This is a genomic window from Pseudomonas abietaniphila (assembly GCF_900100795.1).
Classification (GTDB): domain Bacteria; phylum Pseudomonadota; class Gammaproteobacteria; order Pseudomonadales; family Pseudomonadaceae; genus Aquipseudomonas; species Aquipseudomonas abietaniphila.
The window spans coordinates 204595-219857 of sequence record NZ_FNCO01000012.1 but is presented as its reverse complement, the minus strand read 5'-3'; the positions used below and the strand labels follow the sequence as shown (position 1 = coordinate 219857).

Genomic DNA, 15263 nt, shown 5'->3' with positions numbered 1-15263 from the left:
CTAAGCTTGTAGTCAGGTGCGATTAACAGGTTTAACCGGGCCAACGATATGGGCGCTTTGTGGCATTCAGACGAGAAGAAGGCTGCGGTCAAGGCTGACAGTCAGGGGGATGTACCGATGCCGGCACGCCCACGGCGCAAGTGGTATCTGTGGCGCTTGCTGGTGGGGTTGGTGTTGTTGGCTTTGGTGATCCTGGGATTTGCCGTGTCGACGGAAACCCGCAGTTCGAGGCTTCAGGCGCGCGAGTTCAGCCAGTTCGCCCATGAACTGAATTACACCGTGGAGCCCGGTCCCAGCGACGCGATTCTGTATCCTGGAGACGGGCCTTTCGACAAACGCCTGGGCTACTCATCGCTGGGCGAATTCCTGCCCCGCTTGCTCAAACGTGATTACCGGATCACCGAGCAAGCCCGGTTCTCTCCCGAGCTTGTTTCCTACGCCAAGCGCGGGTTCTTCGTGCCGTACCAGGAAAAGAGTCAGTCAGGCCTGACCATTTTCGATTGCCGGGGCGATTCGCTGTATCAGTTCACGTACCCGCAGCAGTTATACCCAACCTTCGTGTCGATCCCGCCTGTGGTGGTCAACAGCCTGTTGTTCATCGAAAACCGTGACTTGCTCGACAACAAGCAGCCAATGGCCAACCCTGCGGTGGACTGGCCGCGCTTTCTCAAGGCCGCCGTCTCACAGGTGGCGAAGCTGGTTGGCCTGCCGGGCCAGTCGGCGGGCGGGAGCACGCTGGCCACGCAACTGGAGAAATACCGTCACTCGCCCGATGGCCTGACGCAGTCGGGTGGCGAGAAAATACGTCAGATGATTTCCGCCAGCGTGCGCGCCTATCAACCCGGCCCGCAAACGCTGGAGGCACGGCAACGGGTGGTGCGCGACTACCTCAACAGCGTGCCGTTGTCGGCGGTGCCTGGGCATGGCGAAGTGCACGGCATGGCTGAAGGCCTGCGCGTCTGGTACGGCGCCGACTTTGACCGGACCAACCAGTTGCTGGCATCGCCCGCCACAGACCCGAAAACCATGGCGGCCAAGGGCCTGGCGCTGCGTGAAGTCCTGTCGCTGGTCATCGCCCAGCGCCGGCCTTCGCACTATCTGGCGAAGGGCCGCAAAGAGCTGGCCGACCTGACTGACAGCCATATCCGTTTGCTGGCGCAGAACAAGGTGATCCACCAAGCACTGGCAGACGCCGCGATGGGCGCCACCGTGACCTACCGTGACTGGGTGCAGCAGCCGACCGTGCAACCCATCGAGACCAACAAAGGCATCACGGTCGCCCGCACGCGCCTGTCGAACATGCTCGACAGGACGCTTTACGATCTTGACCGCCTCGACCTGTCGGCCACCAGCACGCTGCAAAGCGATCTGCAATTGAGCGTCGGCCAGTACCTGCGTGACCTGGCAAACCCTGAATACGCCGCGCAGCTAGGTCTGCTCGGCGAGCATCTGTTGACACCGACCAGCACCCAGGCGGTGCGCTACAGCTTCACGTTGTTCGAACGCGACGCCGACGGCTCACGGGTCCGCGTGCAGACCGACAGCACGGATCAGCCGTTCGACATCAACGAAGGCAGCAAGCTGGAGCTGGGCTCGACCGCGAAAATGCGGGTGTTGACGACGTATCTGCAAATCATCTCGGAAATTCACGACAAATACGCCGGGATGAGCAATGCGGAACTCAAGAAAGTCCCGGTCGAAGACCCTGACCGACTCAGTCGCTGGGCACTGGATTACCTGATCCAGAACAACGACCGCGACCTGTCGAAGATGCTCACGGCGGCGCTGGACCGCAAATACTCCGCCAGCCCCGGCGAGTACTTTTTCACCGGTGGCGGCATGCACCACTTCAATAACTTTCGTCGCGAAGACAATGAGCGCATCCCGACGCTTCGTGATGCACTGCGGGAATCGATCAACCTGCCGTTCATTCGGTTGATGCGTGATGTGGTGCGCTACACGACCTACCAGGGGCCGAACAACAGCGCCGTGCTGCTCAAGGACGACAGCGACCCGAGGCGTCAGGAATACCTGGCCGATTTCGCCGATCGCGAGGGCACTTCGTTCCTGCTCAGGTTCTGGAAACGCTACAAGAACAAGACCACGCAGGACCGCCTGGACACCTTCCTCGATGGGGTCCATCCGTCTGCCAGCCGCCTGGCGGCCGTGCACCGCTACCTGTTGCCCGACGCAACTCAAAGCGCGTTCAACGCTTTTGTCCGCGCCCATGTCGTGGCGGACAAACGTCAGCCACCGCTCAGTGAAAAACGGCTCGACGAGCTGTATTACGCGTACGGTCCGGGCAAATTCGACCTGCCCGATCAGGGCTTTGTCGCCCGGGTTCATCCCCTGGACCTGTGGCTGGTGGGCTATCTGCTGCAGAACCCCGATGCAAAATTCAAGGAGGCTGTCGCTGCCAGCCGCTTCGAACGTCAGGAGGTGTACAGCTGGTTATTCAAGAGTCGGCACAAGAGCGCGCGAGACAGTCGCATCCGCACGATGCTGGAGATCGAGGCCTTCCTCGACATTCATCAACGCTGGCAACGTCTGGGGTATCCTTTCGACCATCTGGTCCCTTCGCTGGCGACCGCCATCGGCAGCTCGGGCGACCGTCCGGCCGCGTTGGCCGAGCTGATCGGGATCATTCAGAACGACGGGATCCGGTTACCGGTCCTGCGCATCGACAGCCTGCACTTTGCGGCCGACACACCCTACGAAACGCTGCTGACCAACAACCCCGAGCTGGGCAAACGCGTGCTGCCTTCGGCCGTCGCGACCGCGATGCGCGAGGCGCTGTCGCAGGTGGTGGACGCCGGCACCGCAAGGCGCGTGTCGGGCAGCTTCAAATTGCAGGACGGCACCACACTGGCGATGGGCGGCAAGACCGGTACAGGTGACAACCGCATCGAAAGCTTCGGTTCCGGCGGGCGGATTCTCGCGTCCAGGGCGATCAACCGCACCGCGACGTTCGTGTTCTACATCGGCGACAACCACTACGGCACGTTGACGGCGTACGTACCGGGCCGCGCGGCCGAAAGCTTCAAGTTCACCTCGGCATTGCCGGTTCAGGTCCTCAAAGGCATGGCGCCGATCCTCAATCGCTATCTGGAGCCCGGGACATACACCCAGTGCAAGGCGCCAGCGGCCACGCACGTGGCGAGCCTTCGCTGATCCTGCTTTCTTCCAGCCTCGAAAACCTCACTCATGCCGGCCAGGAGCAATCCAGGCGACCGCACAAACGAGAACCGTTCGTCTTTAAGCCTCTTGCATACACGTTAAGATATATCTTAAGGTATATCTAACTGTAACGAGAGATGAAAAAAGATGAGAGACCACTCACACGATCACCCCCATCACCACCGCCCTCACTTCGGTGACCACGGCGACGGCCGCGATGGTTTTGAAAAACGCACAGGTCGGGAACGCGGTGGACGCGGACCTCGGGTGTTTGCTCCCGGCGACCTGAAACTCCTGCTGCTGGCACTCATTGCCGATCAGCCTTGCCATGGCTACGACCTGATCCGCCAGATCGAAGGCTTGTTCGACGGGGCCTACAGCCCGAGCCCCGGTGTGATTTACCCCACCCTGACGTTTCTGGAAGAAAGCGAGCTGATCGCTGGCGATGCGGAAGGTGGCAAAAAGCGTTACCAGATCACCCCCGCCGGTCAGCAACACCTGATCGAGCAGGCCGTCGCGCTGGATGGCGTGAAGATGCGCATTGAGGTGAGCAAGCGCTCGCTGCGCGGCCACGATCGCCCAGCGGAAATTCACGAGGCTGTGCACAACCTCAGGCACGCCCTGCACATGCACCATGGCCGCTGGAGCCCGGAAGAAATCGTCCGCGTTCGCGACCTGTTGAACGAAACCGCCAAAGCCGTCGCCGATGGCCCCCACAATCGGTCGGAGAAGTCCGAATGAATTCACAGCAATCGATTCACCGCGTCAGTCACGAAATCAAGCGTCGCAAACTCGAGGTGCTGCGCGTCACTGACCTTACGCCACGGATGCGCCGTGTGACCCTGCACGGGCATGAGCTGACCGGCTTCATCAGCCTGGGCACCGACGACCACGTCAAACTGCTGTTCGCTACCACGCCAGAAGAACAGGCGGCATTGGACAACTTCATGCCCGGCGCGAATGCAGACGGCCCAAAGCCGGCCATGCGCGACTACACGCCCCGCCGCTACGACGCAGCGTCGGGAGAACTGGACATAGACTTCGTGCTGCATGGCGATGGTCCTGCCGCGACATGGGCGGCGCAGGCGGCTGTCGGACAACACCTGTACATCGCCGGTCCTCGTGGCTCGATGATCGTGCCGGACATGTTCGACAGTTACCTGTTGATCGGCGATGAGACGGCCCTGCCCGCCATCGCCCGTCGACTGGAAGAACTGCCGGCCAATCGCCGTGCACAGGTGGTGGTTGAGATCGAAGACGCCGCTGAGCGTCAGGCGCTGACAAGCCAGGCGCAGGTTGACGTGATCTGGGTGTTGCGCGGTGAGCAGAGTCTGCTGGACGTGACGCGTCAGTTGACGCTACCGCAAGGGAGTCTGTATGCATGGGTGGCGACGGAATCTGCGTTGTCACGCAAGGTGCGTCGGGTGCTGCTCGACGAATTCAAACTTGATGAGGCAGCGGTGAAGGCGGCAGGTTACTGGCGTCTGGCCGACACCGACGAAGAATAACGAGACGCTGCCTGTAGGCCTTCGCAGCCACGAGCGGTGGAGGCCTACCGATTCTGAACGCGACGCGCCTTGAGCCTGTCGATCAGCACGATGATCAACCCGATCACCACAAACCCCGCCAACACCCCGAAAGCATTGATCACCACTCTGCCAAGGCCGAGCGTGCCGATGTCCAGAAACGGGTACAGGTAATCGCCGAAGGCGTTTCCCCGAAACAGCAGCCAGGCAAAGTACACCGCGGGATACGCGATCCACGCCAGCAGATGCTTCAGTCCCAGCAAACCCTTCGTGACGTAAAGCCACCAATAACCGACAAACAGCAGCGGCATGACGTCGTGCAGCAGCTCGTCGGCGACCCACTGCCAGCCTTCCGGCGTCCACAAATGGCGCAGCAGCAGGTTGTACGCGATGCTCACCAGGAGAATGCTGGTGGTGATGCCCGCGCACACGATCGGGGATCGGAAGAACCGGTGCGCCGCACCACACCGGTCGGTGATGGCACAGGTCAGCGCCACGGCGACCAGCGTATTGGTCAGCACGGTGAAGAAACTGAAAAAGCGCACCAGCCCGCCCACCAGACTGGCCTGATCGGTCCAGCGGCCCCACAGGATCAAATACAACTGAACCGCCAACGCGAACCAGCCGAGCACTGCGCTGGCGGTGGCGAAGCGGCGTTGTCCCGGCGCCAGGGGCAGCGTTTGGCTGTGCATCTGATTCAGTCCTGGAAGGCGTTCGAACGGGGCGCGATCACCCGCGCTTGGTGCGCGCCAGTTTCACGTACAGGGCTTCGACCTTCTCGCGCGCCCAAGGTGTCTTGCGCAGAAACGTCAGGCTCGACTTGATGCTCGGGTCGCTCTTGAAGCAGCGAATATCGATGCGCTCTGCCAGGCCCGACCACTCGTAGTGCTCGACCAGCGCGTTGAGGATCTGCTCCAGCGTCACGCCATGCAGCGGGTTGTTGTTGGGTAGGGTCATGCCAGGCCTTTTGCACTCGATGAAGGGACACGTTGTCGCGAGGTGCGCACCTTAACGGAGCAATGGATAAGTGTGAAGAGATTGTAGAACGGGTTACAGGTTCAAGGTCGGTAGCGACCCATGACTGGCTGCACCAACTACCCGCTTGAGCGCCGAGGCTCCATCTGTACAGCCACTGCAACGGTGGATGAACGACCGCCAGGCCACGCCGTTCGCCCATCCCATATAAACGCTAAGGGATAGCGCTACCTTGTATTTGCCGGACTGTTACCAAAACAACAACTAATCATGTCGCAAATTCGACTTTTTAAAAAATCGTTAGGGCCCTATCATCGCCGCCTTAAACGCTGAACCGATTAATCCGTCTACTCTTCAGACCCTTGCCTGGCGCGACTTCCACGCGCTGCGAGCAGCGTTTCCTTTGGCTTTCAGACCCCTCAAAGAAGAACTCAACGCCCATGCCTACTCATCCGAAACGTCCCGCTCTCACGACCGCCAGGCTGTTGACCGTACACGGTGCCACGCTGATCACCCTTGGCTTGGCGACGTGCGCCAATGCAGCACCTGCTTTGGACAGTGAATCGCCGTGGATGCTGGGGGATTGGGGTGGCAAGCGCACCGAGCTGTCGCAACAGGGCTATGACTTCAAACTCGACAGCGTCGTGGAAGTGGGTTCCAACCTGCACGGCGGCTACAACCACGATAAAGCCACTCGCTACAGTGACCAGTTCGCCCTCGGCGCGCACATGGACCTGCAGAAGATCCTCGGCTGGCATGACGCCGAATTTCAGCTGACGCTGACCAACCGCAACGGCGATAACATCAGCAACGACCGCGTTTCCGATCCCCGCGTCGGCACCATCTCCTCGTCCCAGGAAGTCTGGGGCCGTGGCAACGTCACGCGCCTGACTGACCTGTGGTACCAGCAGAAATTTCTCGATCAGAAGCTGAGCATCAAGGTCGGTCGCTTCAACGAAGGCGAAGACTTCAACACCTTCCCGTGCGACTTCCAGAACCTGGCGTTCTGTGGCTCGCAGGTCGGCAACTGGGGCGGCGGCATCTGGTACAACTGGCCGATCAGCCAGTGGGCTATGCGCGTCAAATACCAGCTCAACCCTGAGCTGTTCGTACAGATCGGCGCCTTCGAGCAGAACCCGTCGAACCTGGAAAACGACAACAACTTCAAGCTCAGCGGCAGTGGCACCCAAGGTGCGGTGTTGCCGGTGGAGCTGGTCTGGTCCCCGAAAGTCAACGACCTGCCGGGCGAATACCGTCTCGGCTACTACTACAGCACCGCCGACAGCAGCGACGTCTACAAGGACAGCAACGGTCGTTATGCCGCGCTGAGCGGCGAAGACTACGCCTCTTCGTCCAGCAAACACGGCATGTGGCTGACCCTGCGCCAGCAGGTCACGAGCCTGGCCAGTGACAACAGCCGTGGCCTGAGCCTGTTCGCCAACGGCACGCTGCACGACAAGAAGACCAACATGATCGACAACTTCGTGGCCTTGGGCGCGACCTACAAAGGTCCGTTCGATGCGCGCCCGCAAGATGATCTCGGCCTGGCTGTGAGCCGCATTCACGTCAACCCGGCGTATCGCAAGAACATCAACCTGCGCAATCAGGCCGACGGCGTGTCGGACTACAACGACCCGGCCTTCCTGCCCGTGCAGGACACCGAATACAACGCCGAGCTGTACTACGGCGTTCACCTGACCAACTGGCTGACCGTGCGTCCCAACCTGCAATTCATCCGTCATCCGGGCGGCGTGAACCAGGTCGATGACGCCTTGGTGGCCGGACTGAAGATTCAATCTTCGTTCTGATCGGCTTATTTAAACTTTCTGAATTCCGTTTCAGGAACTAGCGTGAATGAAGCGGATTCAAACGGTTCGAGTCGATCAGACGAAAAGAACAAAGCGTCAACCACTTAATCGTTACGGAGTACGACACTATGAGCACTGACGGTGCTTTCAGTAAGGGTCGCCTGCTGCCGAGCTTGCTCGGGCTGGTGATTCTTGTGATGGGCCTGGCCTTGTTGGCCGGGGGTATCAAACTGCTGACGCTGGGCGGGTCGCTGTACTACCTGCTGACCGGTATCGGTTTCGTCATCACCGGCGTGTTGCTGATCATGGGCCGTCGTTCGGCCTTGGGTCTGTTTGCGCTGGTGCTGTTCGCGAGCACGGTCTGGGCGCTCTGGGAAGTCGGCCTTGACTGGTGGCAGTTGGTGCCACGTCTGTCGCTGTGGTTCGTACTCGGCATTGTCATGCTGCTGCCATGGTTCCGTCGCCCTCTGCTGCGTGGCCAGCCAGGCGGCATGCCGACCGTTGCACTGAGCATCGCCGTGGTGCTGGCCGGTCTGACTGCACTGGCCAGCCAGTTCACCAGCCCGGGTGAAATCAAAGGCACGCTGGACCGTGACGACGCAGGCGTGGCCTACGATCCGCAGCCCATGCCCGATGGCGACTGGCAGGCGTACGGCCGTTCCGAGCACGGCAACCGTTACTCGCCGCTGAAGCAGATCACCCCGGAAAACGTCGGCAAGCTGCAGGAAGCCTGGCGCGTCCGCACCGGCGACCTGCCAACGGCGGAAGACCCGGTCGAGCTGACCAACGAAAACACCCCGCTCAAGGTGAACGGCATGGTTTACGCCTGCACACCTCACAGCAAGGTGCTGGCGCTGGACCCTGACACCGGCAAGACGATCTGGTCGTACGACCCGCAGATCTCCAAGGAAGGTGCGAAGAACTTCACCGGCTGGGCGCACATGACCTGCCGTGGCGTCTCGTACTACGACGAAAACGCCTACGCGAAATCAGACGTTGGCGCACCGGCTGCCGCACTGTCGCCAGCGGGTACTGCCATCGCTGCTTCGTGCCCACGTCGTCTGTACCTGCCGACCGCCGATGCGCGCCTGATCGCGCTGAACGCCGACACCGGTAAAGTCTGCGAAGACTTCGCCAATAAAGGTGCGATCGATCTGCGCGCCAACATCGGTCCCTTCACGGCCGGTGGTTACTACTCCACCTCCCCTGCCGCGATCACGCGTAACCTGATCATCATCGGCGGCCACGTGACCGACAACGAGTCGACCAACGAGCCATCGGGCGTGATCCGTGCCTACGACGTGCACGACGGCAAGCTGGTCTGGAACTGGGACCCGAACAACCCGGACGCCACCGCGCCCATCGCTGCCGACCAGTTCTACTCGCGCAACGCGCCGAACATGTGGTCGCTGGCCAGTGTCGACGAAAAACTGGGCCTGGTGTTCCTGCCTCTGGGCAACCAGATGCCTGACCAGTACGGCGGCGACCGTACCCCTGGCGCCGAGAAATTCAGTGCCGGCCTGGTCGCACTGGACGTCAACACCGGCAAGGTGCGCTGGAATTACCAGTTCACTCACCATGACCTGTGGGACATGGACGTACCGAGCCAGCCAACGCTGATCAACCTGAAAACCAAGGACGGCGTGAAGCCGGCCGTGATTCAACCGACCAAGCAAGGCAGCCTGTACGTGCTGGACCGTCGCGACGGCACGCCGATCGTACCGATCGACGAAGTCCCGGCGCCGACCGGTGCTGCGCAAGGCGACCACACGTCGCCGACTCAGGCCCGCTCGCAGCTGAACATGCTGCCACCTGAGCTGACCGAAAAGTCCATGTGGGGCGCCACCGCGTTCGACCAGATGCTGTGCCGCATCCAGTTCAAGGAACTGCGTTACGAAGGTCAGTACACGCCGCCGTCGGAACAGGGCAGCATCATCTACCCGGGCAACGTCGGTGTGTTCAACTGGGGCGCCGTGTCGGTCGATCCGGTTCGTCAATTGATGTTCACCAGCCCGAACTACATGGCCTTCGTTTCCAAGCTGGTGCCACGCGCCAAAGTGGAAGCCGGCAGCAAGCGTGAAAGCGAAACCAGCGGCGTACAGCCGAACACCGGCGCGCCGTATGCGGTGATCATGCACCCATTGATGTCGCAGATCGGCATCCCGTGCCAAGCCCCATCGTGGGGTAACGTGGCGGCTGTCGACCTGACCACCAATCAGGTGATCTGGAAACACAAGAACGGCACCACCCGCGACAACACGCCAGTGCCAATCGGCCTGCCGGTCGGCGTACCGAGCATGGGCGGTTCGATGGTAACGGCGGGTGGCGTTGGCTTCCTGGCCGGCACCCTGGACCAGTACCTGCGTGCCTATGACGTGAAAACCGGTAAAGAGCTGTTCGCCGGACGTCTGCCAGCAGGCGGTCAGGCGACCCCGATGACCTACACCGGCAAGGACGGCAAGCAATACGTGCTGATCGTCGCCGGCGGCCACGGCTCGCTGGGCACCCGGATGGGCGACTACATCATTGCCTACAAACTGCCGGAGTGATTCAGCCCGGCAAGGCATGAAGTGATGCAGTAAAAAGAAAGGCGGTCATCCCGGGATGACCGCCTTTTTTGTGTCCCGATCCTCACCGCCTGCCCTCACCTCGACGCGCTTCTGCCCGTAGGACGTGCACATGACGCCAAACACCGCATCGCCTCTGCCCTCGGCGCGTAGGAGCGTGGCTTGTTCCGCGATCTGCCGGGAACCGGCAGTAAAACCTGTGCATTCGGCGTGTCAGGACAACCGAGTCGCCTGTTTTTGCTACCGCTGCGCGCTAGATCGGGGGACAAGCCACGCTCCTACGGCCTCCGGCCAGAATCAAAAGCCGTGATCCTTCTACGATCAGCCTCTGCCCGCAGGGCGTAGGAGCGTGGCTTGTCCCGCGATCTGCCGGGAACCGGCAGCAGGACCGGTGCGTGCGGTGTGACTGGCACAACCTCGCTTCTGCCCGGAGGGCGTAGGAGCGACCGGGGTGGCGTTCCACCTTGCCCGCGATCTGCCGGGAACCGGCAGTAAAACCTGTGCATGCGGTGTGTCAGTACAACCGAGTCGCCTGATTTTGCTACCGCTGCGCGCTAGATCGCGGGACAAGCCACGCTCCTACGGCCTCCGGCCAGAATCAAAAGCCGTGATCCTTCTACGATCAGCCTCTGCCCGTAGGGCGTAGGAGCGCGCTTGCCCGCGATCTGCCGGGAACCGGCAGTAAGACCGGTGCATGCGGTGCGTCAGTAAAACCGTGTCGCCTGAACAGCAACGGAATCCAAGGACAACGGGTTACTTCTCGATCACTTCCCCGCGCTGGGGCGCCAATCTTGCGATCAACCGGTTCTGGGTTGACACCGGAATATGCTGGTCGTCCATGGAGTCGATGAGGTTTTCAACCAGTGCGTTGAAGTCGCTACGACTCAGGTTCATGCCCTTGTGTGCCTCCTCCAGCGTGTCGCCTGTGTACGTACAAGGACCGCCGGCTTCGACGCAAAACTTGTCCACCAACTTGTCGCGCACTCTGACGATGTCGACCTTGGCGAAGTACTTGTAGATGCGGTCATCCTTCGCGATGTGCAACAACATGCCTTCGACAATTTTCTGAATTCCCGGACGCTCGCCCAAGGCGTGATACAGGCTGTCATCCTTCGGCGGTTGCTGCGCACAGCCCACCAGCAACGCAAGGCTCAAAACGCCCATCCACTGCAACGCTCGCTTCATCAGAAGCTCCCCTGAACCGACAGATACGTGCCGTTCTGATTATCCAGCGTCGCGATTTCGCCGAGGCGTGCGTAGGCCAATACAACCGAAACATGCTTATTGGGGAACCAGCCGACAAACATGTCAGCCCAATCGCTTTCGCCAGCAAATGAGAGGTTATCCGGCTTCTCCCGATACTCGACGCCGACCGCCCAACGCGGGTTGAACAACAGCGCCACCGACCCTTCCTTCAAGACGCTGCGTGTGTCACGGCGATCGCCGCCAAAACCCAACAGCCCCGTTTCGTTGGCCCGGCTGTAACGCACCCCGCCGTTGACCACCACGTTGTAGCCAAATGCGGCACCCATGAACAAACGGCTGGCCGTGAGGTAACCCTCCACGTCCGAGTCGCGCCGAGCACCCACGAGGCTCGGGATCAGGAAATCGTTCTGATGTTTGTATTCCAGCCCCAAGGAGACTTGCGGGAGCTGGTCGTAGATCAGGTCGCCAAACAGGCGCACCTTGACCCCAAAAATATCCTGCGTGAGGTTGTCCTCAGGCAGGCTCAGCGTGTGGACCAGCGAGCCCAGATCAAAGCGCTGATGCGCGTAGGAGACTTCCACGCGATTGCCGTAAGAAGCCGCCATCCCTGCCACATCCAGCGTGTAGTCCGGCAGATTGATGTGGGTCGCAAACACGTTCGCGCCCCACTCGCCTTGCTCGCCATAACCGGCCAGCACCGCCCACGGAATGATCCCGCCCCCGGCGCCGCCTTCAATGCTGCTGGCGCCACCGGTCGCGATCAGACGTCCCTGATCGGCTTCAACAAAAGGCGCCGTCGCGCTCACGCACCCGCCCACCATACTTGCCAACACCACAGGGCTGAAAACAGCCGAGAGACTACGTGCCATAAACGTGAACCAATCAGTGAACCAGCATGCTGGTTGAGGTATGAGACTTGGCGATCCATGCCTCGAACGCCACCGCGGTCAGCGGTCGGCTGATCAGATAGCCCTGCGCGGTATCGCAGTGCCAACGTTCCAGTAAACGCAAGCTGTGGGCGTATTCGACACCCTCCGCCACGACCTTGAGGCCCAGGTTATGGCTCATTTCGATCGTGGAGCGAACGATCACCGCGTCTTCACTGGTTTCATCCAGATTACGCACGAACGACTGATCGATCTTCAGCTCCTGCACCGGCAACCGCTTCAAATGCGCCAGAGAGGAATACCCCGTACCGAAGTCGTCGACCGACAGGCTGATGCCACACTCTCGCAGCCGGTTCAACACCTTCAGCGCGTGCTCGGGCTCGCGCATCACAGCGCTTTCAGTGATCTCGAATACCAGTTGCTCGGCCGGAACGCGATACAACTTGAGCAGATTCGACACGCGCTCAGCGAGGTCTTCGCTGAGCAGGTCGTCTGCGGAGATGTTCACTGACACTTGAACATGCAGGCCACGACGCGCCCATTCGGCCACCTGGCGCATCGCCTCCTCAATGACCCAACGGGTAAGAATCTGGATGCTGCCGGTGCGCTCCGCGAGCACGATGAATTCCGCGGGCGAGACGCTCCCGAACTGTGGATGCTGCCAGCGCAACAGGGCTTCTGCCTGGCGCACCCGGCCGTTGCGAATGTCGAGTTTGGGCTGGTACTGCAGCGTCAACTCGCCATTGCGCGCGGCATGGCGAAGGTCGCGAATCAGGCTGATCTGACGCTGATGCGCCAGGTCACGACCGTCTTCGTAGACCTGCAGACGCCCCGGCAACTGTGCCGCGTCTTGACGAGCGATGCCGGCGCGCTTGAGCAGTTCCGAAGGCGAATCACCGCTGGCCGGGTACACCGCGATGCCGATGCTGGCATCCAGCGCCAGATCGTGATCGCCAATGCGCTGAGGTTTGAGCAGCAAGCGTTGCAAACGGTCAGCCACGGCGACTGCGCTATCGGTCTCGGCGTTGTGGATCAGCAACAGAAATTCGTTACCTGACAAACGTGCCACGGTATCGCCGGGCCGCATGGGCAGCTGCAGTTGCTCGCCGATAACCTGCAACAGCTGCTCGACGCCTTCAGGGCCGATGCTGTCGTTGATGGCGCGAAAGTTATCGATCCCCAGGTACAGCAGCGCCACGGGGCGTTGTGCCGAGACCGCACTGCCCAGACGCTCCATCACCAACGCGCGGTTGGGCAGCCCTGTGAGGCCATCGTGCAGCGCGTTGTGCGCCAGTTGCTGCTCGCGCTCGGCAATCCCGCTCTGCATCGAATTGATCGCGCCTGCCAACAACCCCAGCTCATCGCTGCGCTCAAGCTTTACCGGCGTACCGTAATCACCTTCGCCGATACGCTCGGCGGCCATCGCCAGCGCGCGCACTGGCAGCGAGACACTGCGTGCCAGCAACAACGTGCCGATCAACGAGCCCGCCAAGGCTGCCAGCGTGATCCAGAACAGTTTTTCATCCAGCGGCGCGAACGCCTGCATCGCTTGATCGAGCGGACTCTGCAGCAACGCCACGACCTGATCGCCCGCGCCATCGCCGGTGCTTCCCAGGCTCAGACGTTTGCTCAGAAAGCTCTGATCGCCGTGTTCGGTCATCTGCATCTGATCGTTGGCCGGGCTCAGCATCACCCCGCGCAAGCTCTCGTACAAAGGCTGCGGTTGGGTACTGATGATCTGCCCCGGCAACTGATGCACCACCGACAGAAACGAAACCTGCAAGCCACTGAGCGAACGCAGCTCCTGCGCCAGGTCGTCGTCCATGCTGAAACCCATGACCACCCGCGCAATCGGCAACGGCGCCAGCACCGTACTCTCGACCAGCAAGTGCGGTTTGCCCTGCAAGGGCACGATCAGCATCGACTGATTGTGGGCCTTCAGGTCACGCAGTGCCTGGGTGTAGGGAAACGGCGAGCCTTCAGGAATCTGCTCGACCGTGCTCGAGAGCACTTTGCCGTCCATGCCAAGCAAAAACATGTCATTGGCACTGATGCGCGCGCCATGGTTGAGCAGCACCGAACGGATGGTCGCCGAGTCCGCCGACGCCACCGCATCGCGAAAACCAAAATCGGTCGAGAGCAGTTGCACCGCATCGCGCAGCCGCTTACCGCGCATTTCGAGCAGTCCTTCAAAAACGCGAGTACCGACTTCCAGTTGAGCCTGGGCCTGTTTGCGCACCGCATCCTGCGTCGCGGCCCTGACAGCCACGAACACCGCACCGACCACGATCAACATCAGCAGGATCAACACGCCGGCAATGCGTGCCTGAAAACTAATTCGTAGTTTCATTCATGGGCAGCTTTATGAAAGGCATCGCCAAACGCACTGGACGGCGGCGCTGCAGGCATGTCGTCACCCTTGGGTTGCACGGCAACGCTAAAGCGCTGGTGCAGGCCCGCGGCCGGAATGTCGATTTCGCCTCCTGGCACAGGCTGCAGATCAAGCGCCTGTGGATGCCACAGCGTCGCCACATAGTGGCCTGCCGGCATTTGGTCTAAGGTCAGCGTGCCTTTGTCGTTGCTCACGCCAAACCAGGGATCGTCGGTCACATAGACATAGCCCAGCATCCAGTCGTGAATATTGCAGCCCAACACCACCACGCCGGGCTTGTCGAACAGCACGGGATCCGACGGCGTGCCGCCATACAGACGCAATTCGAAGCGCTTGGCCGGAGAAAAAGAGTAGACCTGATGGCGAATGTCGTCGCTGTTCGGGAACTTGATCTGTGTGCCGGTCCGCACGGCAAGCACATGCGGAGCGAAGCGCTGATCGCGCTGATCCATATCCGCCTTGGGCGCCAGATCCGGTTTGCCGGCCGGCCCCTGAAGCGTCAGCACGGCGTCGGTCAACGGCTTGCCGTTCGTGTCGAAAAACTCGGCGGTCAGCGTCGCGGCGCTGGCAACGGCGCTGAACAAAACGCAGGCGGCTAACAGTAATGAAGAGACAACGTGGGTCATACAGAGGGTCCAGAACGGCATGGTCGGGAAAACACAGCGCCGGCCCTGGCAGTTTATTGCGGTGTCCTGACGAGATTAACCGCCCGGGAGCGGAAGATC

The 15263-nt window shown here is 61.0% G+C and carries 11 protein-coding genes; 5 read left to right on the top strand and 6 right to left on the bottom strand.

Translation table 11 applies throughout. The annotated features are described in order from the left end of the window. The first annotated feature begins 48 nt into the window (after window positions 1-48). The 3 genes from BLS87_RS22430 to BLS87_RS22420 all read left to right on the top strand — a co-directional run bounded on the left by BLS87_RS22430 (window position 49) and on the right by BLS87_RS22420 (window position 4685). Window positions 49-3171: a transglycosylase domain-containing protein gene (locus tag BLS87_RS22430; protein WP_074755752.1), complete on the top strand. Its 3123-nt coding sequence runs from the start codon at window positions 49-51 to the stop codon at window positions 3169-3171. A 153-nt stretch (window positions 3172-3324) separates the two neighbouring features. Then, window positions 3325-3918, top strand: coding sequence for a PadR family transcriptional regulator (locus BLS87_RS22425; RefSeq protein ID WP_074755750.1), 594 nt, complete (start codon window positions 3325-3327; stop codon window positions 3916-3918). Next, window positions 3915-4685, top strand: coding sequence for a siderophore-interacting protein (locus tag BLS87_RS22420; protein WP_074755748.1), 771 nt, complete (start codon window positions 3915-3917; stop codon window positions 4683-4685). The genes BLS87_RS22425 and BLS87_RS22420 overlap by 4 nt, the downstream gene beginning before the upstream one ends. Window positions 4686-4729: 44 nt before the next feature. Here BLS87_RS22420 and BLS87_RS22415 read toward each other — a convergent pair whose 3' ends face one another. Together BLS87_RS22415 and BLS87_RS22410 are read right to left on the bottom strand one after the other, a co-directional pair. Further along, window positions 4730-5395: a Pr6Pr family membrane protein gene (locus BLS87_RS22415; protein WP_074755746.1), complete on the bottom strand. Its 666-nt coding sequence runs from the start codon at window positions 5393-5395 to the stop codon at window positions 4730-4732. A gap of 37 nt (window positions 5396-5432) precedes the next feature. Next, complete coding sequence (locus BLS87_RS22410) at window positions 5433-5660, bottom strand: VF530 family protein (RefSeq protein ID WP_074755744.1); 228 nt, start codon at window positions 5658-5660, stop codon at window positions 5433-5435. Between the two features lie 458 nt (window positions 5661-6118). Here BLS87_RS22410 and BLS87_RS22405 point away from each other — a divergent pair, with 458 nt between their 5' ends. Both BLS87_RS22405 and BLS87_RS22400 read left to right on the top strand, forming a co-directional pair. Next, entirely contained in the window at window positions 6119-7486 is a 1368-nt protein-coding gene (locus BLS87_RS22405) for a carbohydrate porin (protein WP_074755742.1), read from the top strand. Between the two features lie 128 nt (window positions 7487-7614). Continuing rightward, complete coding sequence (locus tag BLS87_RS22400) at window positions 7615-10035, top strand: glucose/quinate/shikimate family membrane-bound PQQ-dependent dehydrogenase (protein ID WP_074755739.1); 2421 nt, start codon at window positions 7615-7617, stop codon at window positions 10033-10035. 771 nt (window positions 10036-10806) lie between these two features. Here the strand turns inward: BLS87_RS22400 and BLS87_RS22395 are convergent. The 4 genes from BLS87_RS22395 to BLS87_RS22380 all read right to left on the bottom strand — a co-directional run bounded on the left by BLS87_RS22395 (window position 10807) and on the right by BLS87_RS22380 (window position 15164). Beyond that, window positions 10807-11238, bottom strand: coding sequence for a group I truncated hemoglobin (locus tag BLS87_RS22395; RefSeq protein ID WP_074755737.1), 432 nt, complete (start codon window positions 11236-11238; stop codon window positions 10807-10809). Further along, on the bottom strand, window positions 11238-12080 hold the full coding sequence (locus BLS87_RS22390; RefSeq protein WP_074755735.1) for a DUF3034 family protein: 843 nt from the start codon (window positions 12078-12080) through the stop codon (window positions 11238-11240). Before BLS87_RS22390 ends, BLS87_RS22395 begins: the two co-directional genes overlap by 1 nt. 61 nt (window positions 12081-12141) lie before the next feature. Then, on the bottom strand, window positions 12142-14496 hold the full coding sequence (locus tag BLS87_RS22385) for a bifunctional diguanylate cyclase/phosphodiesterase (protein ID WP_074755733.1): 2355 nt from the start codon (window positions 14494-14496) through the stop codon (window positions 12142-12144). Continuing rightward, on the bottom strand, window positions 14493-15164 hold the full coding sequence (locus BLS87_RS22380; RefSeq protein WP_074755731.1) for a methylamine utilization protein: 672 nt from the start codon (window positions 15162-15164) through the stop codon (window positions 14493-14495). Before BLS87_RS22380 ends, BLS87_RS22385 begins: the two co-directional genes overlap by 4 nt. Window positions 15165-15263: the final 99 nt, after the last annotated feature.

What these genes read in the sequence shown, in the direction of transcription:
- BLS87_RS22395 (WP_074755737.1), bottom strand. Translation starts at nt 11,238, where the DNA reads ATGAAGCGAGCGTTGCAGTGGATGGGCGTTTTGAGCCTTGCGTTGCTG.
- BLS87_RS22385 (WP_074755733.1), bottom strand. Translation starts at nt 14,496, where the DNA reads ATGAAACTACGAATTAGTTTTCAGGCACGCATTGCCGGCGTGTTGATC.
- BLS87_RS22390 (WP_074755735.1), bottom strand. Translation starts at nt 12,080, where the DNA reads ATGGTGGGCGGGTGCGTGAGCGCGACGGCGCCTTTTGTTGAAGCCGAT.
- BLS87_RS22415 (WP_074755746.1), bottom strand. Translation starts at nt 5,395, where the DNA reads ATGCACAGCCAAACGCTGCCCCTGGCGCCGGGACAACGCCGCTTCGCC.
- BLS87_RS22425 (WP_074755750.1), top strand. Translation starts at nt 3,325, where the DNA reads ATGAGAGACCACTCACACGATCACCCCCATCACCACCGCCCTCACTTC.
- BLS87_RS22410 (WP_074755744.1), bottom strand. Translation starts at nt 5,660, where the DNA reads ATGACCCTACCCAACAACAACCCGCTGCATGGCGTGACGCTGGAGCAG.
- BLS87_RS22400 (WP_074755739.1), top strand. Translation starts at nt 7,615, where the DNA reads ATGAGCACTGACGGTGCTTTCAGTAAGGGTCGCCTGCTGCCGAGCTTG.
- BLS87_RS22420 (WP_074755748.1), top strand. Translation starts at nt 3,915, where the DNA reads ATGAATTCACAGCAATCGATTCACCGCGTCAGTCACGAAATCAAGCGT.
- BLS87_RS22430 (WP_074755752.1), top strand. Translation starts at nt 49, where the DNA reads ATGGGCGCTTTGTGGCATTCAGACGAGAAGAAGGCTGCGGTCAAGGCT.
- BLS87_RS22380 (WP_074755731.1), bottom strand. Translation starts at nt 15,164, where the DNA reads ATGACCCACGTTGTCTCTTCATTACTGTTAGCCGCCTGCGTTTTGTTC.
- BLS87_RS22405 (WP_074755742.1), top strand. Translation starts at nt 6,119, where the DNA reads ATGCCTACTCATCCGAAACGTCCCGCTCTCACGACCGCCAGGCTGTTG.